Origin of the sequence: Streptomyces sp. TLI_053 (assembly GCF_900105395.1) — a bacterium.
Lineage (GTDB): Bacteria > Actinomycetota > Actinomycetes > Streptomycetales > Streptomycetaceae > Kitasatospora.
Genome location: NZ_LT629775.1, coordinates 4,336,434 through 4,360,710, shown reverse-complemented (window position 1 = coordinate 4,360,710; position 24,277 = coordinate 4,336,434). Strand labels below are relative to the sequence as shown.

Annotated in this window: 17 protein-coding genes and 1 tRNA gene; 7 read left to right on the top strand and 11 right to left on the bottom strand. The window is 73.3% G+C overall.

From position 1 onward, the window contains the following. The first annotated feature begins 42 nt into the window (after nt 1-42). Both BLU95_RS17400 and BLU95_RS17395 read left to right on the top strand, forming a co-directional pair. A complete protein-coding gene (locus BLU95_RS17400; protein ID WP_093860831.1) occupies nt 43-2,631 on the top strand; it encodes a bifunctional FO biosynthesis protein CofGH in 2,589 nt (862 codons plus the stop codon). Between the two features lie 240 nt (nt 2,632-2,871). Continuing rightward, the gene (locus BLU95_RS17395) at nt 2,872-3,987 is read left to right on the top strand and encodes an ADP-ribosylglycohydrolase family protein (protein WP_093860830.1); all 1,116 of its coding nucleotides are present in this window, start codon (nt 2,872-2,874) and stop codon (nt 3,985-3,987) included. 139 nt (nt 3,988-4,126) lie between these two features. Here the strand turns inward: BLU95_RS17395 and BLU95_RS17390 are convergent, their stop codons facing one another. The 3 genes from BLU95_RS17390 to BLU95_RS17380 all read right to left on the bottom strand — a co-directional run bounded on the left by BLU95_RS17390 (nt 4,127) and on the right by BLU95_RS17380 (nt 6,568). Further along, the gene (locus BLU95_RS17390; protein WP_053650576.1) at nt 4,127-4,336 is read right to left on the bottom strand and encodes a DUF397 domain-containing protein; all 210 of its coding nucleotides are present in this window, start codon (nt 4,334-4,336) and stop codon (nt 4,127-4,129) included. Continuing rightward, the gene (locus tag BLU95_RS17385; RefSeq protein WP_030393501.1) at nt 4,333-5,196 is read right to left on the bottom strand and encodes a helix-turn-helix domain-containing protein; all 864 of its coding nucleotides are present in this window, start codon (nt 5,194-5,196) and stop codon (nt 4,333-4,335) included. Before BLU95_RS17385 ends, BLU95_RS17390 begins: the two co-directional genes overlap by 4 nt. 616 nt (nt 5,197-5,812) lie before the next feature. Then, on the bottom strand, nt 5,813-6,568 hold the full coding sequence (locus BLU95_RS17380; protein WP_093860829.1) for a GOLPH3/VPS74 family protein: 756 nt from the start codon (nt 6,566-6,568) through the stop codon (nt 5,813-5,815). Nucleotides 6,569-6,866: 298 nt separating this feature from the next. Here BLU95_RS17380 and BLU95_RS42895 point away from each other — a divergent pair, with 298 nt between their 5' ends. Further along, nucleotides 6,867-9,278 (top strand): hypothetical protein, encoded by a 2,412-nt coding sequence (locus tag BLU95_RS42895; RefSeq protein ID WP_093860828.1) that lies wholly within the window; start codon nt 6,867-6,869, stop codon nt 9,276-9,278. Nucleotides 9,279-9,405: 127 nt separating this feature from the next. Here the strand turns inward: BLU95_RS42895 and BLU95_RS17370 are convergent, their stop codons facing one another. Both BLU95_RS17370 and BLU95_RS17365 read right to left on the bottom strand, forming a co-directional pair. Next, nucleotides 9,406-10,344, bottom strand: coding sequence for a YhjD/YihY/BrkB family envelope integrity protein (locus BLU95_RS17370; protein ID WP_093860827.1), 939 nt, complete (start codon nt 10,342-10,344; stop codon nt 9,406-9,408). 105 nt (nt 10,345-10,449) lie between these two features. Then, on the bottom strand, nt 10,450-12,015 hold the full coding sequence (locus tag BLU95_RS17365) for a glycosyltransferase family 39 protein (protein WP_093860826.1): 1,566 nt from the start codon (nt 12,013-12,015) through the stop codon (nt 10,450-10,452). 201 nt (nt 12,016-12,216) lie between these two features. Between BLU95_RS17365 and BLU95_RS17360 the strand changes: the two genes are divergently transcribed. After that, a tRNA-Arg gene (locus BLU95_RS17360) sits at nt 12,217-12,289 on the top strand. Nucleotides 12,290-12,709: 420 nt separating this feature from the next. Here BLU95_RS17360 and BLU95_RS17355 read toward each other — a convergent pair. Then, nucleotides 12,710-13,612, bottom strand: coding sequence for a phosphatase PAP2 family protein (locus tag BLU95_RS17355; RefSeq protein WP_159424911.1), 903 nt, complete (start codon nt 13,610-13,612; stop codon nt 12,710-12,712). Between the two features lie 398 nt (nt 13,613-14,010). On the opposite strand from BLU95_RS17355, the gene BLU95_RS17350 reads away from it, so the two are divergent. Both BLU95_RS17350 and BLU95_RS17345 read left to right on the top strand, forming a co-directional pair. After that, nucleotides 14,011-14,982 (top strand): sigma-70 family RNA polymerase sigma factor, encoded by a 972-nt coding sequence (locus tag BLU95_RS17350; protein WP_093860824.1) that lies wholly within the window; start codon nt 14,011-14,013, stop codon nt 14,980-14,982. Between the two features lie 211 nt (nt 14,983-15,193). Further along, nucleotides 15,194-15,466 carry a hypothetical protein gene (locus tag BLU95_RS17345; protein WP_093860823.1) on the top strand — a complete coding sequence of 91 codons (273 nt, stop codon included), beginning with the start codon at nt 15,194-15,196 and terminating at the stop codon, nt 15,464-15,466. Between the two features lie 101 nt (nt 15,467-15,567). Here BLU95_RS17345 and mscL read toward each other — a convergent pair whose 3' ends face one another. The 4 genes from mscL to BLU95_RS17325 form a co-directional block, all read right to left on the bottom strand. Beyond that, complete coding sequence (gene mscL, locus BLU95_RS17340; RefSeq protein ID WP_093860822.1) at nt 15,568-15,987, bottom strand: large conductance mechanosensitive channel protein MscL; 420 nt, start codon at nt 15,985-15,987, stop codon at nt 15,568-15,570. 688 nt (nt 15,988-16,675) lie between these two features. Beyond that, a complete protein-coding gene (locus BLU95_RS17335) occupies nt 16,676-17,002 on the bottom strand; it encodes an FmdB family zinc ribbon protein (protein ID WP_093860821.1) in 327 nt (108 codons plus the stop codon). Between the two features lie 115 nt (nt 17,003-17,117). Further along, on the bottom strand, nt 17,118-18,377 hold the full coding sequence (locus tag BLU95_RS17330; protein WP_231978783.1) for an MFS transporter: 1,260 nt from the start codon (nt 18,375-18,377) through the stop codon (nt 17,118-17,120). 501 nt (nt 18,378-18,878) lie between these two features. After that, on the bottom strand, nt 18,879-20,369 hold the full coding sequence (locus BLU95_RS17325; protein ID WP_093860819.1) for a potassium/proton antiporter: 1,491 nt from the start codon (nt 20,367-20,369) through the stop codon (nt 18,879-18,881). A gap of 378 nt (nt 20,370-20,747) precedes the next feature. Here BLU95_RS17325 and BLU95_RS17320 point away from each other — a divergent pair, with 378 nt between their 5' ends. Continuing rightward, nucleotides 20,748-23,468: a penicillin acylase family protein gene (locus BLU95_RS17320; RefSeq protein WP_093860818.1), complete on the top strand. Its 2,721-nt coding sequence runs from the start codon at nt 20,748-20,750 to the stop codon at nt 23,466-23,468. Nucleotides 23,469-23,575: 107 nt separating this feature from the next. Here the strand turns inward: BLU95_RS17320 and BLU95_RS17315 are convergent, their stop codons facing one another. After that, nucleotides 23,576-24,208, bottom strand: a complete 633-nt coding sequence (locus BLU95_RS17315) for a 5-formyltetrahydrofolate cyclo-ligase (protein ID WP_093860817.1) — start codon at nt 24,206-24,208, stop codon at nt 23,576-23,578. Nucleotides 24,209-24,277: the final 69 nt, after the last annotated feature.

The window sequence follows — 24,277 nt, the reverse complement described above, 5'->3', positions numbered from 1 at the left end:
GAACGTACGAGGAACGTACGTGAACTGGCGTAGGGTCGCGGCATGGACGCATCCAACACTCCGACCGCCAACGCGATGCGCCGCGCCCTGCGCCGCGCCCGGGACGGTGTCGCGCTGGACGCGACCGAGGCGGCGGTCCTGCTCCGGGCCAGGGGCGAGGACCTGCGCGACCTCTGCGCCTCCGCCGCCCGGGTCCGCGACGCCGGCCTCGAAGCGGCCGGCCGCCCCGGCGTCATCACCTACTCCAAGAGTGTGTTCATCCCGCTCACCCGGCTCTGCCGGGACAAGTGCCACTACTGCACCTTCGTGACCGTCCCCGGGAAGCTCCGCCGGGCCGGCCACGGGATGTACATGTCCCCGGACGAGGTGCTGGACGTCGCCCGCAGGGGCGCCGCGCTCGGCTGCAAGGAAGCGCTCATCACCCTCGGCGACAAGCCCGAGGACCGCTGGCCCGAGGCCCGCGAGTGGTTGGACGCGCACGGCTACGACGACACGATCGCCTACGTCCGCGCCATGTCGATCCGGATCCTGGAGGAGACCGGGCTGCTCCCGCACCTCAACCCCGGGGTGCTGAGCTGGACCGACTTCCAGCGGCTCAAGCCGGTCTCCGCCTCGATGGGGATGATGCTGGAGACCACCGCCACCCGGCTCTGGAGCGAGCCCGGCGGCCCGCACCACGGTTCGCCCGACAAGGAGCCGGCCGTCCGGCTCCGGGTGCTGGAGGACGCCGGCCGCAGCTCGGTGCCGTTCACCAGCGGTCTGCTGATCGGCATCGGCGAGACGTACGAGGAGCGCGCCGAGTCGCTGTTCGCGCTGCGCCGGGTCTCCCGGGCCTACCACGGCATCCAGGAACTGATCCTGCAGAACTTCCGCGCCAAGCCGGACACCGCGATGCGCGGCATGCCGGACGCCGAGCTGGACGAGCTGGTCGCCACCGTCGCGGTGGCCCGGCACATCATGGGCCCCTCCGCCTGTCTGCAGGCCCCGCCGAACCTGGTGGACGGCGAGTACGAGCGACTGATCGGGGCCGGTGTCGACGACTGGGGCGGCGTCTCCCCGCTGACCCCCGACCACGTCAACCCGGAGCGCCCCTGGCCGCAGATCGACAAGCTGGCCGAGCGTTCGGCGGCGGCCGGCTTCGAGCTGCGCGAGCGGCTCGCCGTCTACCCCGAGTACGTGCGGCACGGCGAGCCCTGGCTGGACCCGCGGGTGCTGCCGCACGTCCGGGCACTGGCCGACCCGGAGACCGGGCTGGCCCGCCCGGACGCGGTGGTCACCGGACGTCCCTGGCAGGAGCCGGAGGACCTGCCGGAGTCCTACGGCCGCACCGATCTGCACAGCACCATCGACACCGAGGGCCGGACCGGTGACCGGCGGGCCGACTTCGAGGACGTCTACGGCGACTGGGAGGTGCTGCGGGAGCAGGCCGCCTCGGCCGCCCCGGGCCGGACCGGGGCCCCGGAGCGGCCGGACGGCGAGGTCAGGGCCGCCCTCGCGGTGGCGGCCGACGACCCGACCCGGCTCACCGACGAGCAGGCGCTGGCGCTGTTCCAGGCGGACGGCCCGGCCCTGGACGCGCTGTGCCGGATCGCCGACGCGGTCCGCCGGGACGCGGTCGGCGACGAGGTCACCTACTGCGTCACCCGGAACATCAACTTCACCAACGTCTGCTACACCGGCTGCCGGTTCTGCGCCTTCGCCCAGCGCCGCACCGACGCCGACGCCTACAGCCTCTCGCTGGACCAGGTCGCCGACCGGGCCGCGCAGGCCTGGGAGGTCGGGGCCACCGAGGTCTGCATGCAGGGCGGCATCCACCCGGATCTGCCCGGCACCGCCTACTTCGACATCGCCCGGGCGGTGAAGGAGCGGGTCCCGGGCATCCATGTGCACGCCTTCTCGCCGATGGAGGTGGTCAACGGCGCGACCCGGACCGGTCTGTCGATCCGGGACTGGCTGCAGCGGGCCAAGGAGTCCGGTCTGGACACCATCCCGGGCACGGCGGCCGAGATCCTGGACGACGAGGTCCGCTGGGTGCTCACCAAGGGCAAGCTGCCCGCCGCGACCTGGGTCGAGGTCGTCAGCACCGCGCACGAGCTGGGCATCCGCTCCTCCTCCACGATGATGTACGGGCACGTGGACACCCCCGCGCACTGGGTCGGCCACCTGCGGCTGCTTGCGGAGATCCAGCAGCGCACCGGGGGCTTCACCGAGTTCGTGACGCTGCCGTTCATCCACACCAACGCCCCGGTCTACCTGGCCGGGATCGCCCGGCCGGGACCGACCGCGCGGGACAACCGGGCGGTGATCGCGATGGCCCGGCTGCTGCTCCACCCGCACATCCCCAACATCCAGACCAGCTGGGTGAAGCTGGGCGCCGAGGGCGCGGCGGAGATGCTCCGCTCGGGCGCCAACGACCTCGGCGGCACGCTGATGGAGGAGACCATCTCGCGGATGGCCGGTTCGGCCTACGGCAGCTACAAGTCGGTCCGCGACCTCCAGGCGATCGCCGAGGCGGCCGGGCGGCCGCACCGCCAGCGGACCACGACCTACGGGGAGGTGCCGGCCGAGCGGCTGGCCGCCGCGCTGGCCTCGGACGGACACCTGCCGGACCTGCTGCCGCTGGTCGACTGAGCCGCCGACCGTGCCGCCGGGCTCCGGCCGCCGGGCTCCGGCCACCGGTGGCCGGAGCCCGGCGGCCGACCGGGGCCGGGCGGAACCCGGGGAGTCCGGCGGTCGGCGGAACATCCGGTGGTGATCCGGTGGAGCGGGAACCCTGCCGGGCTGTTCGGGCATTCGAATACAGTGCGAGGGCGCGCGACCGGCCGTGCGTCGCGCGTCCCTCCCGCTCCCGGACGAAAGGCGCTTGCCGTGATGCCACTGTGGTCCCGCGCCCAGCAGCAGGACTTCCGCAGCCGGGTGCGGGGATGCCTGCTCGGCGGCGCGATCGGTGACGCACTCGGCGCGGGCGTGGAGTTCGAGTCCCTGGAGAAGATCCGGGCCGTGCACGGCCCGCTCGGCGTCACGGGTTACGTCCCCGCGTACGGGCGGCTGGGCGCGGTCACCGACGACACCCAGATGGTGCTGTTCACCCTCGACGGGCTGATACGCGCCCACATCCGCCGGGACACCGGCAGCTGGCACCCGCCCACCGACGTCCACCGCGCCTATCTGCGCTGGGCCGTCACCCAGCGGGACTGGGGCCCCGACGAGCGCCGGGACGACCTCGGCTGGCTCGGCCGGGAGGAGTGGCTGTACGCGCAGCGGGCGCCGGGCCAGGCCTGCCTGTCCGGCCTCTCCGGTCCGGGCGCGGAGCGGCTGGGCACCCTGGAGGCGCCGAAGAACCCGCACTCCAAGGGCTGCGGCACGGTGATGCGGGCGGCGCCGTTCGGGCTGCTGACCACCTGGGAGCCGGGCCTGGTGTTCCAGCTGGCGGTGGAGTGCTCGGTACTGACCCACGGCCACCCCACCGGTTACCTCTCGGCCGGGGCGCTCGCGGTGATCGTCCAGACCGTGGCCCGGGGCGGCACCCTGGAGGAGGGCGTGCACCTGGCGCTCGCGCTGCTGTCGGAGCGGCCGGCGCACGAGGAGACCACGGCGGCCCTGCGGGCCGCGCTAGACGCGGTGCGGGCGGGGGAGCCGTCCGCCGAGCGGGTCGAGGCGCTGGGGGAGGGCTGGGTCGCCGAGGAGGCGCTGGCGATCGGGGTGTACTGCGCGCTGGTCGCGCACGACGTCCGGTCCGGGCTGCTGCTGGCGGTGAACCACTCGGGGGACAGCGACTCCACGGGTGCGGTCTGCGGCAACCTGCTCGGGGTGCTGCACGGTGACACCGCGCTGCCGCCCGGCCTGGTGGCGGGGCTCGAGGGGCGCGGGGCGCTGCTGGAGCTGGCCGACGACTTCGTGCTGGAGCTGATGCACGGGCCCGAGCTGCACAGCCGGGACACCGCGGAGGGCGCGGCCTGGGCGGCCCGTTACCCGGTGCTCGGCTGATCCTCCGCCGTCGGGCCCGGGACCGCTTGTCGGGGGCATGCCCCGGGACGCCGAGATGCCCGTAGCGGTGGCCGCCGCCCCGGGGGAGGGCGACGGACACCGCTACGGGCACCTGGGCCGGGAACCGGCACGAGGTCGGTCAGAGGCTGTCGAACGCTCCGGCACCCGCGGCGGCGGCGAACGCGTTCCAGGCCTCGGGGGAGAAACTCAGCTGCGGTCCCTCCGGGTCCTTGGAGTCACGGACGGCCACCCGGTCGGCGGCCGGCACCCTGATCTCCACGCACGCGCCGTTGCCGCCGCTGTGACTGCTCTTGCGCCAGCTCGTCCTGTTCTCGAAGGTGGTGCTCATCGGTGGTATCCCTCTTCAATGTCGGCTATCAGTGAGCGGGTCTCCGCCACCCCGAGCGCGGCCGCCCGCAGGTGGTCGTAGAGACTGGTATAGCGGCGCACGTCGGCCTCCTTCTCCAGGTAGAGATCGCTCGTCACCCCTTCGAAGTAGACAACCGTCGAATCGGCTGACTCCGGGAACTCCAGCAGGGAGAATGTCCCGGTCATTCCGGGGTGGGCACCGTGCGAGAACGGTATGACCTGGATCGTGATGTTGGGGCGCTGGCTCAGCTCCAGCATGTGCTTCAGCTGGTGGGCCATCACCTCCTTGCTGCCGACCTCCCGGCGCAGCACCGCCTCGTCTATCACCGTCCACAGACTGCCCAGCGGGTTCTCGCCGTTGACCCGGTCCTGGCGCTTCATCCGGACCTGCACCCGGCGCTGGACGGAGAGCGCGTCGGTGTCCGGCTGGGTGCCCTCGACCACGGCCTGGGCGTACTGCTCGGTCTGCAGCAGCCCGGGCACGAAGGAGGACTCGTACGCGCGGATCGACGAGGCCTCGGCCTCCAGCCCGATGTAGACGCTGTACGGGGTGGGCATGTCGTTGAAGTCGTGCCACCAGCCGCGCTGGCGGGACTCCCGGGCCATCTCCATCAGACTGGCCCGCATCGCCTCGTCGGTGACGCTGTAGACGTCGCACAGGTCGCGGACGTCGCGCTGGCTGATGCTGCGGCGGCCGTTCTCCAGGCGGCTGATCTTGGACTGGGAGACCATCAGCCGGCCGGCGACCTCCTCCGCGGTCATCCCCGCCGCGTCCCGGAGCTTGCGCAGCTCCGAGCCGAGGCGTCGACGGCGCACCGTGGGATTGATGTTCGCGGACACGTCGACCTCCGGTCGGACCTCTGGTGATCGTTGGAACGGAAGTCCTCGGAACACGGTGGAAATCTGGATCAACCCCCTGACGTTGTGCAGCATGTCACCCCGGATCAGGTCGGCGCCGGGAAATCCCCGGAGCGCAGTAGAACAGATCATCGGAAAAGCGCTTCGGCGAGACAGCGGACGCCTCCGGGTGGTAGAGGCGCCGCGGCCCGGTCCGGTGGCGGGGTGACGGCGTGGCGGACGTGGTGCGGATGCGGCTCGGGGCCGCGCAGGTGCTGGTGGCACGTGCGGGGGCGGTATGCGGCCGGGGGTCCGGGTGGGGGGTGGACCGACTCGGGGGACGGCGGAGGGGCGGTCGCCCGGCGACTTCCGTCGCGGGCGACCGCCCCTTCTCACTGCCTGGTGGTGCCGGGTGCTCGGCGCCCCTGTGGGGCGTGAGCTGTTCGGCGTGCGCTGCTGTTCGCGCTGGTACGCGCTCGGCGCACCGGACGGTTCGGGTGCCCGCGGGACCGCGGGCCGAGCGGGGGGCCCGGACCGGAGTCCGGGCCCGTCTCCTGGCGAGGGCCCCGGTGCGGCCCCCGGCGCCGGCCCCGTCGGGCGTCCGGCCCCGGTGGGAGCCTCAGCGGACGCCGACGCGGGACGCCGCGACCCGGCCGCCGCCGCTGCCGCGCCCGGCCACCGAGCGCTGACCGGCCCGGCCTCCCGAGCCCGACGGCGCCGCAGTTGCCTGGGCGGAACGGTTCTGCTGGCTCGGCAGACCGTTCTGCACGTCCATCACGGCGTGCGCGACCATCCCGCCCAGCGGGTCGTAGCGGATCAGATCGCGCAACCTGGACCGCGAGGACCGGCCCTCGTTGCCCGGGTACAGGTGCTTGCCCAGACCGACCGAGTGCGCCAGGGCGGCGAGCGCGGCCGTCCGCGGGTCCGGCGGCACGCCGGTGCGGATCGCGGTGTCCAGTCGCTGCTTGATCGCGGCGTTGGTGCAGTCGTCCGACGCCTGGTAGCGGATCGTGGGCAGCACCCCGCACACCTGACCGGGCACGGCGGTCACCATGCCGCAGCGCTCCAGGTGTGCCAGGTAGGTCTGCCGCAGCCCCAGCCGGGGCCCGCCGATCCAGTGCGTGGCGCGGACCGGGCTGCCGCGTCGTCGCAGCAGCTCGAGTGCGTGGTCGAGTGTCGGGTCACCGGTCGGCCGTGGGAGCACCACGGCGATCCGGTCACCCTCAGGAACGATCCGTCCGGCCAGGGACAGCTCGACGAGCTGTGCCCCGGCGAGTCCGAGGTCGAGGGTCTGCGGCTGCGCAGTGGTGCCCGTGGCCGGGTCCAAAGCGAGCAGCAAGAGTTCCTCGGGAACAGTTCTGCGGCTCTTGCCCATCCAAGCCTCCCCGCGTGGATGGGAAACAGCGTGACGCCTCTCACACGGGCTTGTCGAGTACGCCTCCGAATCGTGACCTTGCGATCGAGCGGGGGAACCGCCCGTGGCGGGCCCGGCGTCTGACCGTTGAACAGGCCGCGGCGCGGCCGCGCCGCGCCAATAACCGCCGGTCGGGCGGGGTGTGGGCGACCGGATCGGTCGCCGGTGGCGGAGACTGTACAGGTACACGGGGCGGGGTACCGGCTTCCCGAAATCGGGTCGGCCGGTGCCCCGCCGGGCGTTGAGGAGGCTGGGTTACGTGGGCGAGTCCCCCGACAGGGTGCTGCGGGACGGCGATCGGGCGCGGGAGCGGGACGGCGAACCGGCCGACTCCGCCACGGCCGAGAAGGCGGCCGCGCCGGCGGTGGACCGGGCGGCGGACGGCGTGACGGGCCGGGCGGCGGACGGCGTGGCGGGCCGGGCGGCCGAGCCGGAGCCGGGCACCGTCGCCGAGCCTGCGGACGCCGGGGACGCTCCGTCTGGCGATGCTCCGTCCGGTGACTCGGGCGATGCCCGGTCGGGGGACTCGTCCGGTCGCTCGCCCCGTCACTCGTCCGATGAATCGGACGAGTCGAACGAACCGGACGGCGCCCCGGATCCCGCCGACGGCGGACCGGGCCGGCCGGCCAAGCCCGCCACGGTGCAGCTGCGCGTCCGGGATTCGGACACCCGGACGACCGCGCTGCGGATGCCCGTGGACCAGGCGACCACGGCGTTGCGGATGCCGTCCGACGATGCCACCACGGCGTTGCGGATGCCGTCCGACGACGCGACCACGGCGCTGAGGATGCCGTCCGACGACGCCACCACCGCACTTCGCCTGACCGAGGAGTCGCGCAGGCCGTCCGGGGCCACCGCGATCGGTTCGGCCGGGCGGGAGGAGGAGGTCGGCGGCGCCGCGGCCGACGCACCGGGGCGCCCGACCGGAACCGACCCCCGTCTCGCCATTCGGACGCCGTCGCCGTCGCCGACGGCGGCCGGGCCCACCGGTCGCACAGAGCCCAAGGCCAAGGCCAAGGCAGAGGCAGAGGCCGAAGCCGAGCCCGCCGGGAACGACACGGACACCGACGGGCAGCCGGCGTCCTCCTCCGCGTCCCCGGTGACCGCGGCGGCCGAACCGGCGGAACCGGCGGAACCGGCCGAACCGGCCGCCGCGGCCGCGCGGGCCGAGAAGTTCGAGAAGCGGGAGGACGCCGAACGGACCCGGATGCTGCGCCTCCCCACGGCCGCCGGCACCGTCCCGAAGCCGCCCGCCCCCGAGCCCGTTCCGGAGCCCGAGCCGGTCCCCGCCCCCGAACCCGGGCCGGCCCCGGAGCCGCGCCCCGCCCCGGCCCCCGCGCCGCCGCCCGCGCCCGAACCGCTGCCCCTGCCCGAACCCGCGCCGCTGCCGTTCCCGGAGTCCACCTCCGAGGCGATGGACGTGCTGGCCACGCTCAACGGTCGGCCGGTCTCCCCGCTGCGTCGCGCGCTCAAGCGGATCACCATCTGGACGGCCTTCCTCGCCGTCGTCCTCGGCGCGGTGGTCACCGCCCAGCTGCTCCGCCCGCTGCCGGACGCCAAGGTGCGGATGACCGCGGCCGGCGGCTTCGGTTTCCCCGGTGACCCGCTCGACCTGGCCTGGCCCGCCAAGGGCCAGTCGGCCGCCGGGGTGGTCGGGGTCGGCAGCCTGGGCAGCTCGGGCCCGGAGACCCCGGCCTCGATCGCCAGTGTCACCAAGGTGATGAACGCCTACCTCATCCTTCAGGCGCACCCGCTGAAGAAGGGCGAGGGCGGTCCGAAGATCACCGTCGACAAGCAGGCCGCCCAGGAGTCCGGCAACGTCGACGAGTCCCGGGTCACCCTCACCGAGGGGCAGCAGCTCAGCCAGTACCAGGCGCTGGAACTGCTGATGCTGCCCTCCGCCAACAACGTGGCCCGGCTGCTGGCGCGCTGGGACGCCGGATCGGAGGAGGCGTTCGTCAAGAAGATGAACGACACCGCCGCCGCGTTCGGCATGACCAACACCACCTACACCGACCCGGCCGGCTTCAACGCCGAGACCAGGAGCACGGCCAAGGACCAGCTGAAGCTGGCCGAGCAGGTGATGCAGGACGAGATCTTCCGGCAGATCGTGTCGACCCCGGACACCACCTTCAACAACCAGAAGATCTCCAACACCAACACGCTGATCTCGCCCAAGAACGGCATCATCGGCGTCAAGACCGGCTCCAGCACCCCGGCCGGCGGCTGCCTGATGTGGGCCGCGTTCAAGGACGTCGCCGGTGTGCGGCGGCTGATCCTGGGCGTCACCCTGGGGCAGCCGGCGACCGCCGCCGAGCCCAGCATCCTCAAGGTGGTGCAGAGCGTCAGCGCCAAGCAGATCCAGGCGGCGCAGAACGGGCTCACCGCTCAGACCCTGGCCAAGCAGGGCGACGTGGTCGGTCGGATCGACGACGGCCTCGGCGGTTCGGTCCCGGTCGTCGCCGCGCAGGACCTCTCGGTGGCCGGCTTCCCCGGCATCACCGGCACCCTGGTGCTGGACCCGCAGAAGGTCGGGCACCGGGTGACGGCCGGGACCCAGGTCGGTGTGCTGCGGTCCGGTGAGGGCGCCAACAAGGTCGAGGTGCCGGTCGTGCTGAAGTCCGACCTCGCCCCGCCGTCCATCCTGGACCGGCTGACCCGGGCGCTCTGAGGTCCGCCGCGGCCCGGGCACACCGCCCGGGCCGCCGCCCGGGCGCGTCGGTACGGCCACACCGCCGAGGCTCGTCGGCACCGGCACACCGCACACCGCCCGGGGCCTCGGTCGGGGCGGTCCGCGTTCAGGAGCGCGGACCGCCCCACCGGCCCGGTTCGGTGCGCGAGCCCAGCAGCTCGGCGATCGGCTCCTCCTCGGCGACCACCCGGCCCAGCGCGATCGCCAGGGTCACCCCGGTGAAGCCCACGATCAGCCAGGACAACGAGGTGAACACCACACCGTAGGGGCCGAACTGGCCGATGCTGCGACTCATCGCGCTCGGCAGGTAGATCCGCGAGGCCACCCCGATCACGACCACGGCCACCCCGCACAGCAGCGCCCCCGGCAACAGCGGCAGCCAGCGCACCCGGGCGCCCAGCAGCAGGTGCTGGGTCCACCACCAGAGCACCGTCGACGCCAGGAAGATCAGCGGGACGCCGAGCCAGGCGCCCAGGCCGAAGCCCTCCCGGACCGGGGTCTGGAACACCAGGTAGACCAGCCAGACCAGCAGCCAGACCAGCCAGCGCCAGGCCGCCACCCTGGTGCCCGACTTGGGCAGCTCCCAGCAGCGCTCGCAGACCCGCTGCATCGCCCGGCTGAGGGCCGTCGCCGAGAGCAGGGTCACCAGCGCGCCGATCACCCCGAAGCCGGTGTCCTCGTGGTGGGCCGTCCCGAGCAGCTGCTGGACGGACTGCGCGGCCGCGCCCTGGAGCCCCAGCTCCTTGCGCAGCGAGCGCACCAGCCCGTCCCGGACGGCCGCGGGGGTGAACACCGCGACCACGAACAGTGCGGGCAGGGCGCTCAGGAAGGCCTGGGCGGCCAGCCGGGTCGCGCAGTCGAGCAGGTTCACCCGGAGCAGCTGGCGCAGGGCGCGGCCCACCAGCGGGACCTGTTGGGGCAGCTCGCGCGCCGAACCGGCCAGGGCGGTCGACCGCTGCTTCCACCGGTCCGTCCGCCGGGGTGCCGGACCTTCCGGCGGAGGGGTCCGCCGCTCGGGAGGCTGCTCGCTCGGCTGCTCGCTCACGGACGGTCCTCCCGACCTGGTCGCCGTGATCCATGGTCGCCCGAGCCCCGGCGCGCCGCATCCGGGCTGCCTCCCGTCCCGCGGGCCCGCCGGCCCGGGCGGGGGTCAGCGGCCGGCGCCGGCGCCGTCCAGCAGCGCGAGCGTCATCCCGCCCAGCGGCGTCACCTGCTGCGGCGGGCCGAACCGGCTCCGCAGGGCGGCCGCCTCGCCGGCGGGCACCTCGGCGAGCGGATCGGCGGTGTCGCCCAGCACGACCAGCCAGGTCCGGGTCCCGGACCCGGTGCAGTCCGCGGGCTTCGGGCACGGTATCGGGAAGAGGTCCCCGGCCGGGACGGCTCCGCTCGCCACGAACAGGGGGTACGGCCGTATCGCGTCCGGCAGGTAGTAGGAGACACCGGGGCCGACCATCGACCAGGCCTGGCCGCCGATCGGCACGGCCAGCCCGTCCCCGGGCCGGTAGCCGGCGGTGATCAGCCGGGCCACCGCCTGGTACGGCTCCTTGGACTGCGCGTGCGATCCCGGGTAGCGCACCAGCGACTGCCGGGGCAGCGCCGTGGCCCCGGTCACCGCCACCACACCGACCGCGAGCACCAGCCCCGCCGCCCGCAGCTCCGGATTGGTCCGGCCGGGCTTGGCCGCCGCCGTCACGGCCGCGTACACGGCGCCGACCCCGCAGCCGGCCAGCGCGGCCCAGGCGGGGACCGTGAACAGCAGGTACCGGTCGAGGAAGTACGAGGTGGTGCCGCGCGAGAGCACCCAGACCGCCAGCACCGGCAGCACCGCGAGCAGCAGCAGCCGCAGCGCCGGACCGCGCCGCCCGGGCAGCACCAGGGCCAGCACCGCCAGCACCAGGAAGACGTCGAACACCCGGGCCGAGCCGAACAGCGGCTCGCCGAAGTGCCACAGCTGGTCCACGCTCGGCCGGGCGAGCCAGCCCAGCTGCCGCTCCGACTGCTGACGGCCGAGGAGCGCGACCGGCAGCACCGCCACCACCACGGCGGTCAGCACCGCCGCCAGGCCGACGAGCAGCCGCCGCAGGTCCGGACCCCGGGCCGCCCACAGGTGCGGCGCGACCAGGGCCGCCTGCCCGACCAGAGCGCTCAGCGAGACCAGGTGCGCGGCGCCGGCCACCGCCATCGCCAGGCCGTACGCGATCCACCGCCACGGCGTCGACCGGTCCAGGGCGCGCAGCAGGAACCAGGTCGCGGCCGCGACGGCGCAGGTCACCAGCGCGTAGGAGCGGGCCTCCTGCGCGTACCGGGAGACCAGTGGCACGGTCGCGAAGAGGAGCCCGGCACAGGTGCCCGCGACCCGGCCGCCGAACAGCCGTGCGGCGGTCAGCGCGGTGAACGCGGCCGCGCCCGCCATGGCCAGCACCGACGGCAGCCGCAGCATCGTCACCGAGTCGCCGAACAGCGCGATCCAGCCGTGCAGCAGGATGTAGTAGGCGCCGTTGCTGGCGTCGACGTGCTGCAGCATCCGCAGCAGTTCACCGAGCGGGCGGACGGCGGAGGTCCAGGTCGCCACCTCGTCCCGCCACAGGGTCGGGGTCCCCAGCCGGTAGCCGCCGACCGCCAGCATCACCAGCGCCGGGGCCAGCCAGGTCGCCGGCCCGGCCACCCGTGCCGCCCGGCGGACGGATCTCCCGTACCACCGCTCGCCCGCCGTCATCTGCCGCCCCCGCCTCTGTCCACCGGCCCCTCGGGCCCGGGGCCGAGGGGCCGTCGAGTCCCGTCCTCCCAGGCTAACCGGCGTTCCTTCCGCAGGTCGGGCCGCCCCCGGCCGCGCTGACCCACCGTCGGCCCGCCCACCCCGGGCCCGTCCCCGCCCAACCCTCTCCACCGATCCGCTAGGCTGTCAGCGGTCTTCCCCGCCTCAGTAGCTCAGGGGATAGAGCACGGCTCTCCTAAAGCCGGTGTCGCAGGTTCGAATCCTGCCTGGGGCACAGTAAGAACGCAGCAAAGGCCCAGGCCGGCGGGTGAATCCCGCCGCCCTGGGCCTTCGCCGTTCAGTCCTGTCGGTCACCCCGTGCGGCCCGGTGCGGCGGAGATCGTGGAAGCGCGCCTCCATCGGGATGCCCGTGCGGACCTTCGCGGCGGTCCCGTCGTCCCGGAAGTCGCTGCGGCGCAGCCGGTCGCGGCGCGGCCCGATGAACATGCGGCCCTCCGACTCTGCCCCCGCGAAGTGCTCCAGGTGGTGCCGGAGGGCATCCACGACCGAGTCCGGGAACACGACCGGACGGGAACCCCGTACGGCTCTTCGGCGCCTGGTCCTACGGCGGGAAGCTGTACGGCGCCGCGCGTCGCGGTGGGCGGTGGCCGGCCGAGGTGATCGTCGGCGCGGTCGTTCGCGGGTGCGGCGGCCCTCAGCGCAGGAGGCCGTCGGGACGGTCGGGGACGGGGTCGGTGGCCGGCCCGGCGGCGGTGCCGGGGGTGTCGGAGGCGCGGACCGGGGCGTCGACCGAGGGTGCGTCCGGGAGGTCGTCGGCGGGGTCGTCCGCGGGGCCGGTGTCGCGGGGCGGTCGGGCGGAGGAGACGAGGACCCGCTGGACGCGGGGGCGGGTGCGCCAGTCCACCCGGCGGAAGTCGCGGGCCAGGGCGCCCGGGCGGGAGAGCTCCACGATGACGGTGACGGCGCCGAGGACGATTCCGGCGGCGAGCCAGCCGGCCAGGACATCGGTGGTCCAGTGCAGACCGAGGAAGACCCGGGAGGCACCTATCGCGAGAACGGTCAGCGCCGCGGTGGTGCAGGCGGTGCTCCGGCCGGCGCGGCGGGCCCGGGGCCAGAGCAGGCCGACCAGTACCGCACAGGTGATCGCGGAGGCCATCGCGTGTCCGGAGGGGAACGCGGGACCGGAGGCGTGCGCGACCGGGTCGGAGAAGGCCGGGCGCTGGCGGCCGAAGGAGAGCTTCAGCACCCACTGGCCGCCCCAGCCGATCAGGGTCTGGGCCGCGACCCAGCCGGCCAGGGTCCGGGCGCCGATCAGCCAGAGCCAGAGCGCGACGGCGCCGAGGACGCTGCGCATGGTGATCGTCCCGCCGATGTCGGAGAACATCTGCACCGAGGCGGTCCACACGGTGTGATCGGCCGCGTAGCCGTGCAGGTCACCGGTGAGCTCGTGGTCGAACCGGGAGAGCGGGCCCCAGCCGGTCTGCACCAGGGCCGCGAGGGCGGCGAACAGTCCGGCGCAACAGACCGCGAGTGCCGCGTGCCGGAGCAGGTGGCGATCACGCGCGGTGATGATGGGCGAGCTGTTGGTCAGGTGCATGGCTGTCACCTTCCCAGCCGCCTGTGCCGAGCGCGCGCTGCGGTGATAGCGATTTGGCATCTTTTGTGCGGAGAACCTGCGTGCGCCGGTGCGGGAGCGCGGGTCCGCGCGGGAACGCGCCCGGCGCCGGCGGGGTTGTGCCTGACGGGGGCCGTGCGCGGGGTGCGCCGGAACGGTCCCGAAACGGCACCCGTGGTGCCCGCACGGTCACCCTCCGCTCGGAATCGGGGGAAAATCTCGCAGGATACTGCATCCCTGGAAGAATCTGAGCGACTTGGGAATGTTGTCCGGAATCTGTTCGTTGGATCGTTACGTGCAAGGCCCTCCGGGCCCGCATGTCGCGCCCTCCTGGGGGCAGGCAGCCAGACCTCGGCAACACCAGCAAAGGGAGCACAAGCATGGCCACCCGTGCCGTCGTTCGCGACAGGGCCGACCGGACTCGCGCGGCCCGCCCGACCAACTTCGAGGCCGACCGTGACCTGGTCGGCATGTATCTCGACGAGATCGCCAGGACACCCCTGCTCGATGCCGCCGAGGAGGTCGAGCTCTCGCTGCGGATCGAGGCCGGTGTCTACGCGCAGCACCTGCTGGAGGAGGGAGCGCTCCCCGAGGGGGTGCGACGCGAGGAGCTCGAGGCGATAGCCGAGGACGCCGAGCGTGCCAAGGACGTCTTCATCCGATCGAACCTCCGCCTCGTGGTCGCCGTGGCCCGGCGCTACCCGCGCAGTGGTCTGCCCCTGCTGGACCTCATCCAGGAGGGCAACGCGGGTCTGGTCCGCGCCGTGGAGAAGTTCGACTACGCCAAGGGCTTCAAGTTCTCCACCTACGCGACGTGGTGGATCCGCCAGGCCATCACCCGGTCGATCGCCGACCAGTCGCGCACCATCCGCCTGCCCGTCCACCTGGTCGAGGAGCTGGGCCGGATCCGGCGGGTGCAGCGGGAGAAGTCGAAGGAGCTGGGCCGTGAGCCCGAGCCGGCCGAGATCGCGGCCGAGCTGGACACCACCGAGACCCGGATCAAGGACGTGCTGGACTGGGCGCGCGACCCGGTCAGTCTGAACATGTCGGTCGACGACGAGGGCGAGACCCAGTTCGGCGACCTGGTCGAGGACACCGGGGCCACGTCCCCCGAGGACGCCGTGATGGTCATGCTCCGCCGCGAGGAGCTGGACGGCCTGATCGGGCGGCTGGACGACCGGACGGCGTCGATCATCCGCTCCCGTTACGGCATGGAGGACGGCCGCGAGCGCACTCTCACCGAGGTGGGCAAGCAGCACGGGCTGACCCGTGAGCGGATCCGCCAGATCGAGAAGCACGCGCTGGCGGAGCTGAAGAAGATAGCCGACCACGCGGGCTTCGAGGCCGCGTAGCAGCGGTCCACGGGTGTCGCGGACACGGCGTGCGGGAGCACGGCGCGCGGGGCGCCGGGTTGAGCGGGTGCGGACGGGTACGGCCCGGTGGGCCCGGTGCGGAGCGGTCCGCGCCGGGCCCACCGTCGTCCCGGGGCCGCGTCAGGGCCTTCTAGGCTTGGTGGGCGGGGGCGGACGGCGGCGGCGGGGTACGAGAGCGGTGGAGAAGACGATGGCGAAGGACACGACGGACGACCGGCCGGGCCAGGAGTCGGAGCCCGGCACGGCGCCCGGCACGGGGGACGGGTCGGCGCAGGCCGCCCCGAAGGCCCGGCCGGGCGCGGACGCGGCGGCGAAGGCCCGGCTGATCTTCGGCGACCCGCTGGACCGGCAGTCCCGGGACGACACCGACACCGGGTGGGGCGACCGCCCCGGGGCCGGGGAGAGTGGTGGACGGGGGCTGGACTGGTACCTGAGCCAGCGCCCGCCGCACCACGGGGACTGATCCGGAGGGACGGGACCGCCGGACCGGGCCCGGGCCCGGTCGGGTGCCGCAGGGTCGGGTGTCGCGGGGTCGGACGGCTCGGGGGTCGGGCAGCCCGGTCTTCAGGCGGCCCGGGTGACCAGGGCGTCGCGGATCTCGGTGAGCAGCAGGACCTCCTTGGCCTCGGCCTCGGCCTGGACCTCGGCCAGGGTCTTGCGCCGGGCGGTGAACCTGGTCATCGGCAGGATGAGGCAGAAGTAGACGACGGCGGCGGTGATCAGGAACTGCAGGGCCGCGCTGAGCACGCTGCCCCAGAGGATCGGGATTCCGGACGTGACCTCGCCGGTGGCGCTCACCTCACAGGGCCCTTTGAGGCAGGAGCTGTAGGACGCGAGGTCCTGGGCCCCGAACGCGCCGACGATCGGATTGATCACGCCCTTGACGAAGGCGTTGACGATGCTGGTGAAGGCCGCACCGATGACCACGGCGACGGCCAGTTCGACGACGTTTCCGCGCAGCAGGAATTCCTTGAAGCCCTTCATGCCGCGTGAACGACGAAGTCGTCCGCCGGTCACGGGTGATTTTCTCCCCCCTCCGCAGGACAACCCGTTCGGCCGACCGGCGGTGCCGATTCCGGCGGCCGCGAGTCCGCCCGGGCCGGTCCGAGGGCGAGTGCGGTCACCACCGCGAGCAGCAGTGCGGCCGGCACCCGGGGGCCGTACCCCAGCAGCTGTCGGAGTCGGCCGCGCGGCCCGGACCGGCCTCCGATCGGCGGGAACGAGGGCACCGGCTGCCGGGGTGGAACGGTCGGCGCGGGCAGCGGGGGGATCGGCAGCGGACGGGGCGGCAGGGCGGACGAAGCGGTGGTCACGGGCACCTCCACGGTCGGGCTCGGGGCTTGCGGTGCCCACTCTGGGCCGCCCCGCGCGACCGCCGGAACTCCGTTTCCAGAACCTGTGGACAACCCGGGCCTGTGGACAACGGGACCCACTCGCAGGGGTGAACCGGCCCGCCCCGCGCTGACAGAACCCGTCCTCCGCGACCCGTCCTTCGGGATCCGTGCTCTCCGCCCCGTCTTCCGGGACCAGCCTTCCGGGACCAGCCTTCCGGGACCCGCCTTCCGCGCCCCGCCCCGGCACCTGCCGCCGAACGCGCGAAAGGCCCGCCGCACCCGTGGAGAACGGGAACGGCGGGCCGTCCGAGAAGCTGGTGCCGCGGCCCGGCCGGAACTCAGCCGGCCGCCGGGGCGGGGCTGGCGGCGGGGGCCGAGGACCCCGACGAACCCGAGGAGCCCGACGAGGACGAGCCCGAGGAGGAGCTCGCGGGCGACGTCGACGACGAGGTCGACGACGAGCCGGAACCCACCGAGCTGCTGGAGGAGGAGCGGCTGTCGGTCCGGTAGAAACCGGAGCCCTTGAAGACGACACCCACCGCCGAGAAGACCTTGCGGAGCCGTCCCTGGCAGTCGGGGCACGTGGTCAGCGCTTCGTCGGTGAACTTCTGCACCGCCTCCAGGCCGTTGCCGCACTCGGTGCACTGGTACTGGTACGTGGGCACTTGTCTTCCTCCTGGCACTCTCGCCTGATGAGTGCTAACGATCCTCAATGATGCGGCATTCCGAAGGATCAGTCCAGCGACTCGAATGTGAGATGAGTCGGTTCCGGCCCCGGGGTCAGCCCTTGACGGCCCCCACCAGTCCGGCCGGGGCACCCCGTTCCACCGAGCCGGCGACCACCGTGCTGCGGGTTCCGGCCGGTACCAGCAGTCCCCGCAGCGAGAACAGGGCGATCAGGCCGAGGCCGGCACCGGCCACCGGTACCAGGAAGCCGACGGTCGGGCCGTGCGCGTCGATCAGCCGCCCGGCCGCCGTCGCGCCGGTCGCCAGGCCCAGACCGATGGCGCCGGTCAGCCAGGTGAAGGCCTCGGTCTTGGCGCCGTCCTCGACCAGCGTCTCGACCAGGGTGTAGCCGCTGATCAGGGTCGGGGCGATGGCCAGGCCGCAGACCAGCCCGGCGACCGACAGCGCGACCAGGTTCGGCATCGCCCACAGGGTCGAGCAGCCCAGCACCAGCAGGCCGTAGCTCATGACCATCCGCTGCTGGACCGACCGCCGCCAGGCGATCACGCCGTAGAGCACGCCGGCCACCATCGAGCCGCCGGCGAAGATGCCGTAGACGGTGCCGGCGGCGCCCTGCTGGCCGACCGAGTCGGCGAAGGCGTTCACCGAGACCTGCATGCCGCCGAAGACGGCGCCCACGCCCAGGAAGGTGCCGGCCAGTAGCCGGACGCCGGGCGAGGCGAGGGCCGAGGCCTGCCGGACACCGGGTTCGCGCACCACCCGGGCGGGCGCGGTGCGCCGCTGGGCCGCGAAGGCCAGACCGCCGACCAGGGTCAGCGCGGCCTCGGCGATCAGCCCGGTCGAGGGGTTGACCGAGGTTGCCACGGCGGCGGCCAGGATCGGGCCGACGACGAAGGTGAACTCGTCGGTCACGGACTCGAAGGCGAAGGCGGTGCTCACCTTGGCGGCGGAGGACGCGGAGGCGCCCTCGGCGGTGAAGGTGGAGATCCAGCGGGCGCGCACCATCGCGCCGATCTGCGGGACGCTCGCGCCGGCCGGGGCGGCGGCCAGGAACAGGCTCCAGGCCGGCGCGTGCCCGAGGGCGAGCGCGATCAGTGCGCCGACCGAGGCCGCGTGCACCAGGACGGTCGGGACGAGCACGGCGGCCTGGCCGTAACGGTCCGCGAGCCGCCCGGTCTGCGGGCCGATCAGCGCCTGGGCGACGGCGGCGACGGCCGCGACCGTGCTGGCGGTGCCGTACGAGCCGTGGGTGTCCTTGACCAGCAGCAGGATCCCCATGCTGAGCATCGCGTAGGGCAGCCGGGCGAGCAGCGCGGGGGTCAGGAACGTCCAGGCCCCGGGGGTGCGCAGCAGGGTCCCGTAGCCGACCCGGGCCGGCGCGGCGTCGGCGCGGCCCGTGGCATCGGCGTGGTCCGCGGCGCCCGTGGCCTCCGCGTGGCCGGCGGTGTCCGCGTGGTTCGCGGCGTCCGCGCTGCTCCTGGCATCCGCGGCGTCCACGGGGTTCCCGGGGTTTCCGGTGCTCCGGGCGTCCTCGACGCTCTCGACCGTTCGGCGGGCCGTCACGGTCGGTCCTTCCTGCTGCCTGGTAGCGCGGCAGGGCATGGGGTGGCCCCGACGGCGCCGAGAGTCGTCCTCTCGCGCGTCGACCGGGGTAGTTACCGGGCCGGTCCGGCGGTGGGCCGGGTCCGGGCCGCGGCCGCCGAGCGGTCGCGCCAACTCTGCTTCAGGCAGATGCTGGGGTGTGGTGTGTCAGCGAACAATGGTTATACGCGCGTAGATGTCGCGCTGAACTCGACACTACAGGACGGATCCAAAGTTGTCCTGTTAAGTCAAGGTGAACTCCGGGCGAGACCTTCAGGTCCTGCGTCCGTGCAGCCAGTCGGCCAGCTTGCCGCCCTTGTCCACGGCCCGCAGTCGCCGCTCGGCCGCCTCGCCCACCTCGTCCGTGGTGACGACCAGCAGCTCGTCCCCGCCGCGCAGCACGGTCGCCTTGTCGGGCACGAAGCTGCTGCCCTCCCGCACCACCAGGGTGACCGCCGCCCCGGTCGGCAGCCGCAGCTCGCCGATCTCCACGCCGGACATCCGGGAGTCCGGCGCCAGCGCGACCGACAACAGGTGTCCGTGCAGCTTCTCCAGCGGGGCGGACTCGATGCCGAGGTCCTGTCCCATCGACCCTTCGCCGATCCGCAGGCCCTTGGCGACCCAGGGCAGCGTCGGGCCCTGGAGCAGGGTGAAGACCACGACCAGGATGAAGACGATGTTGAAGACGTCCTGGGCCATCGGCGCGCCGGACACCATCGGGATGGTGGCCAGCACGATGGGCACCGCCCCGCGCAGGCCGGCCCAGCTGAGCAGGGCCTGCTCGCGCAGCGGCAGCCGGAACGGGGTGAGCGTGAGCACCACCGAGAGCGGCCGGGCGAGGAAGACCAGTACCGCGCCGATCACCAGCGCCGGCACCACGGCCGAGCCCATCGACTCGGGGGTGCAGAGCAGGCCGAGCAGCACGAACATGCCGATCTGCCCGATCCAGGCCAGGCCGTCGGCGAAGCCCCGGACGGCGGGGCCGTGCGGCAGCTTGGAGTTGCCGAGGATCACCGCGGTGACGTAGACGGCGAGGAACCCGGAGCCGTGCAGCAGCGCGCCGCCGGCGTAGCCGAGCACGGCCAGGGCCAGCACCGCGATCGGGTAGAGGCCGGAGGACGGCAGGGCGACGTGCTTGAGGCCGAACGCCCCGAGCTTGCCGACCGCGAGGCCGACGGCCAGGCCGATCGCCAGCTCGGCGAGGATCGTGCCGATCAGGACGTACCACGGCTCCGTGTCGCCGACGGCGGCGAAGGCGACGACCAGGATGACCACGGGCGCGTCGTTGAAGCCGGACTCGGCCTCCAGCAGACCGGTCAGCCGGCGCGGCAGCGGCACCGTGCGCAGCACCGAGAAGACGGCCGCGGCGTCCGTGGACGAGACGATCGCGCCGAGCAGCAGTGAGGTGCGCCAGTCCAGGCCGACCAGCCAGTGCGCCCCGGCCGCGGTGACGAAGACGCTGATCCCGACGCCGACGGTGGCGAGTACGGTGGCGGCCCCCATCACGGGTCTGGCCTCGCGCCAGTTGGTCTTGAGGCCGCCCTCGGCCAGGATCACCACCAGGGCCGCGTAGCCGAGCACCTGGGTGAGTTCGGCGTTGTCGAAGGAGACGCCGAGGCCGTTCTGGCCGAGCGCCACCCCGATGCCGAGGTAGATCAGCAGGCTGGGCAGGCCGGATTTGGTGGAGACGCGCACGGCGACCACCGCGATCAGCAGGATCACGGAGAACTCGAGCAGCAGCTGGTTCAGGTGGTCGACATTCACGCAGGGGCACCTCGGACGTGGCGGGGGCGGACGGGGTCCCGACAGGGGTGGCGACCGGGGGCGCCAATTACTCCCCTTGCGGATCGTTACTCAGTCTAACATTTTGCCATATCTTTAGGTTCATTGGCCACGCGTTTCCTCGGTCCGGGCCTCCGGCCTCCTGGTGACCTGCTCCGGTCCGCCGCCTCCGGTCTTCTCCGGCCCGCGCCCGCGGCCTCCCGCCGGCCCTCCTCGGGCCGCCTCCTGACCTCCTCCGATCCCACCGTGAGCGTCCCCCGTGCACGGCCGCCAGCCGAGTCGGCCTAATGTGGTGCCCTGTCACGGCCCCGTGCCCTTGACATGTCCGCCCGCCCCCCAGTGAGGACCGCAAGGACCCAGATGCCCCGCTCGAAAAAGTTCCGGCGCGCCCGTCTGATCGTGATCGTGCTGGTCGTACTGCTGGTGGCCGGCGCCGGCTACGGCGGCTACCGGGGGGTGGCCGCGGTCCGCGCGTCCTTCCCCGAGGTCGACGGCAGCGTCAAGGTGGCGGGCATGAGCGCGCCGGTCGACGTGAAGCGGGACGCCAACGGCATCCCCCAGCTCTACGCCGACACCTCCGAGGACCTCTTCCGGGCCCAGGGCTACGTCCAGGCCCAGGACCGGTTCTGGGAGATGGACGTCCGGCGGCACATCACCGCGGGCCGGCTCTCCGAGATGTTCGGCGACAGCCAGGTCGACACCGACTCCATGATCCGCACCATGGGCTGGCGCCAGGTGGCCCAGAAGGAGTTCGACACCCTCCTCGGCGCCGACACCAAGAAGAACCTCCAGGCCTACGCGGAGGGGGTCAACTCCTGGCTCGCCGAGCACCCGGGCGGCTCCGCCGCCTCGGTGGAGTACGGCGTCCTCGGCGTCGTCAACGGCGACTACAAGCCCGAGCAGTGGACCCCGGTCGACTCGGTGGCCTGGCTCAAGGCGATGGCCTGGGACCTCTCCGGGAACCTCCAGGAGGAGATCGACCGCTCGCTGCTCGCCCAGGACTTCAGCCCGGAGAAGATCGCCGAGCTGTACCCGGACTACCCGTACGCGCGCAACGGCACGATCGTGAAGACCGGCACCGTGAACGGCACCTCCTACAAGCCGGCCGACGGCTCGGCCCCGGCCGCCCAGGGGACCGCCGCCGGCACCGCCCAGGGCGCCGCCGCCTCCTCGGCACTGCTCAAGGGCGTCACCGACCGGATCGACGCGCTGCCCGAGCTGCTCGGCCGCAACGGCCAGGGCATCGGCTCCAACTCCTGGGTGGTGGCCGGCAGCCACACCACCACCGGCAAGCCGCTGCTGGCCAACGACCCGCACCTCGGTCCCGGCCTGCCCTCGGTCTGGTACCAGATGGGCCTGCACTGCCGGGCGGTCTCCCCGACCTGCCAGTACGACGTCTCCGGCTTCACCTTCGCCGGCATGCCCGGTGTGGTCATCGGCCACAACAAGGACATCGCCTGGGGCTTCACCAACCTCGGCGCCGACGTCACCGACCTCTTCCTGGAGAAGGTGACCGGCCCCGAGACCTACCTGGTCGACGGCAAGGAGAAGAAGTTCGAGCTCCGCAAGGAGACCATCAAGGTCGCCGGCGGCGAGGACCGCACCATCACCGTCCGCACCACCGAGACCGGCGCCCCGCTGATCTCCGACCCGAGCACCGAGCAGCAGAACGTCGGCAAGTACGCGCCCAACGGCGCCTCCGCCCCGGACCGGGGCACCGGCGGCTACGGCGTCGCCCTGCAGTGGACCGCGCTGATCCCGGGCCGCACCATGGACGCCGTCTTCGCGCTCGACCGGGCGAAGAACTGGGACGACTTCCAGAAGGCCGCCGCCGACTTCACCGTCCCGTCGCAGAACCTCGTCTACGCCGACGCCAAGAACATCGGCTACCAGGCCCCGGGCTACATCCCGGTGCGCGGCAAGGGCGACGGCCGCTACCCGGCGCCGGGCTGGGACTCCGCCTACCAGTGGAAGAAGGACCCGGTCCCGTTCAGCGCCATGCCCTGGAGCCTCAACCCGAGCAGCGGCTACATCGTCACCGCCAACCAGGCCGTGGTCGACCCGGGCTACAAGCCCGCGCTGACCACCGACTGGGAGTACGGCACCCGGGCCAAGGAGATCACCGACCAGCTCGAGGCCCGGCTGAAGAACAACGGCAAGATCTCGCCGGACGACATGCAGGACATGCAGCTCGACAACACCAGCATCCTGGCCAAGACCCTGGTCCCGATGCTGCTCAAGGTCGAGATCGACGACCCCTACGTGCGCGAGGCGCAGGACCTGCTGAAGGACTGGAACTTCCACCAGGACGCAGACTCGGCCGCCGCCGCCTACTACAACGGCGTCTGGCGCCAGCTGCTCACCCTCGCCTTCGGCCAGAAGTTCCCGGCCGACCTGCGGGCCGAGGAGAACTGCCTGCTGGTCCGCCAGCAGATCGACCCGACCAGGCCGGACAGCAAGTCGAAGATCGTCACCGAGTGCGGCACCCGTGACCCGGCCAAGGCCCAGCCGGACGGCGGCGACCGCTGGAACGAGGTCGTCCGGCAGCAGCTGGAGAAGCCCGACAGCGGCTGGTGGACGTACATCGACTCCCAGCACAAGGAGCAGAAGGGCCTGGACAACCTGCTGCGCGAGGCGATGACCAACGCCCGCCAGGAGCTCACCTCGCTGCTCACCAAGGACATCACCACCTGGAGCTGGGGCCGGCTGCACAAGCTGGAGCTGCGCGAGCGCACCATGGGCTCGGACAGCTCCTCGATCGGCTCGGGCGTCGTCCACCAGTTGCTCAACCGGGGCCCCTACCGGCTCTCCGGCGGTTCGGCGGCGGTCGACGCGGCGGGGTGGAACGCGGCCGCCGGGTACCAGGTGGACTGGATCCCCTCGATGCGCATGGTGGTCGACCTGAACGACCTCGACGCCTCGCGCTGGATCATCGTCGGTGGTGCCTCCGGTCACGCCTTCCACGAGAACTACAACGACCAGACCGACCTCTGGCTCAAGGGCAAGCTGCTGAGCTGGTCCTTCTCGCCGGACGCGGTCGAACGGGCGACCAAGCACAAGCTGACGCTGACCGCGGGCTGACGCCCGCCCGCCGTCCGGGCCCCGTGCCCCCGGATCCGTCCGGGGGCACGGGGCCCCGCCGTACCCGCCCGCCGTACTACCCGCCCGCCGTACCCGCCCGCCGGGCCTCACCCCAGCCGGTGGGCGCCGGAGGGGGTCAGCGCGAGGTCCACCGGCCGGTCGTGCGGCTCGGCCGGCACCCGTTCGAGCAGCTCGTGCTCGTACAGCAGCACCGCCAGCACCGGCCGCGCCCCGGACCGCTCCAGCCGGGCCAGCACCCGGTCGTACGAGCCGCCGCCCCGTCCCAGCCGCAGCCCCCGCCGGTCCACCGCCAGCCCCGGCAGCAGCACCAGCCCGGCGCCGGTCACCGCCTCTGGCCCGAGCCGCCCGCCGACCGGCTCCAGCAGGCCGCGCCCGGCCGGGGCCAGCGCCGCCGGCCCGGTGTACTCCGCCCAGTCCAGATCGTTGTCGGCCAGCAGGACCGGGAGCAGCACCCGCAGCCCGCGCGCCCGCAGCGCGTCCAGCAGCGGGCGGGTGCCCGGCTCGGTGCCCACCGAGACGTACGCGGCCACCGTGGCCGCCGCGCCCGTCGTCGCCCCCGCCGCCCCCGCCGTCGCGGCCTCCCCGGCCGGCACGGCGGCGGCCGCCAGCGCGCCGGCGTGCCCGGCCAGCGCCTCGGCGGCCCGCTCCCGCTCCTCGGCCGGGATTTCCCGCCGCTCGGACAGCAGCCGTGTCCTCAGCGCGCCCTTCTCGTTGTGCATGGGATGGTCCACCGTTCCTCCATCGCTCCGACCACGACCGCTCTGGACCCCTGACGCCTGTGCGACCGG

What these genes read in the sequence shown, in the direction of transcription:
- BLU95_RS17400 (WP_093860831.1), top strand. Translation starts at nt 43, where the DNA reads ATGGACGCATCCAACACTCCGACCGCCAACGCGATGCGCCGCGCCCTG.
- BLU95_RS17395 (WP_093860830.1), top strand. Translation starts at nt 2,872, where the DNA reads ATGCCACTGTGGTCCCGCGCCCAGCAGCAGGACTTCCGCAGCCGGGTG.
- BLU95_RS17390 (WP_053650576.1), bottom strand. Translation starts at nt 4,336, where the DNA reads ATGAGCACCACCTTCGAGAACAGGACGAGCTGGCGCAAGAGCAGTCAC.
- BLU95_RS17380 (WP_093860829.1), bottom strand. Translation starts at nt 6,568, where the DNA reads ATGGGCAAGAGCCGCAGAACTGTTCCCGAGGAACTCTTGCTGCTCGCT.
- BLU95_RS17365 (WP_093860826.1), bottom strand. Translation starts at nt 12,015, where the DNA reads ATGACGGCGGGCGAGCGGTGGTACGGGAGATCCGTCCGCCGGGCGGCA.
- BLU95_RS17355 (WP_159424911.1), bottom strand. Translation starts at nt 13,612, where the DNA reads ATGCACCTGACCAACAGCTCGCCCATCATCACCGCGCGTGATCGCCAC.
- BLU95_RS17350 (WP_093860824.1), top strand. Translation starts at nt 14,011, where the DNA reads ATGGCCACCCGTGCCGTCGTTCGCGACAGGGCCGACCGGACTCGCGCG.
- BLU95_RS17345 (WP_093860823.1), top strand. Translation starts at nt 15,194, where the DNA reads ATGGCGAAGGACACGACGGACGACCGGCCGGGCCAGGAGTCGGAGCCC.
- mscL (WP_093860822.1), bottom strand. Translation starts at nt 15,987, where the DNA reads ATGAAGGGCTTCAAGGAATTCCTGCTGCGCGGAAACGTCGTCGAACTG.
- BLU95_RS17320 (WP_093860818.1), top strand. Translation starts at nt 20,748, where the DNA reads ATGCCCCGCTCGAAAAAGTTCCGGCGCGCCCGTCTGATCGTGATCGTG.
- BLU95_RS17315 (WP_093860817.1), bottom strand. Translation starts at nt 24,208, where the DNA reads ATGCACAACGAGAAGGGCGCGCTGAGGACACGGCTGCTGTCCGAGCGG.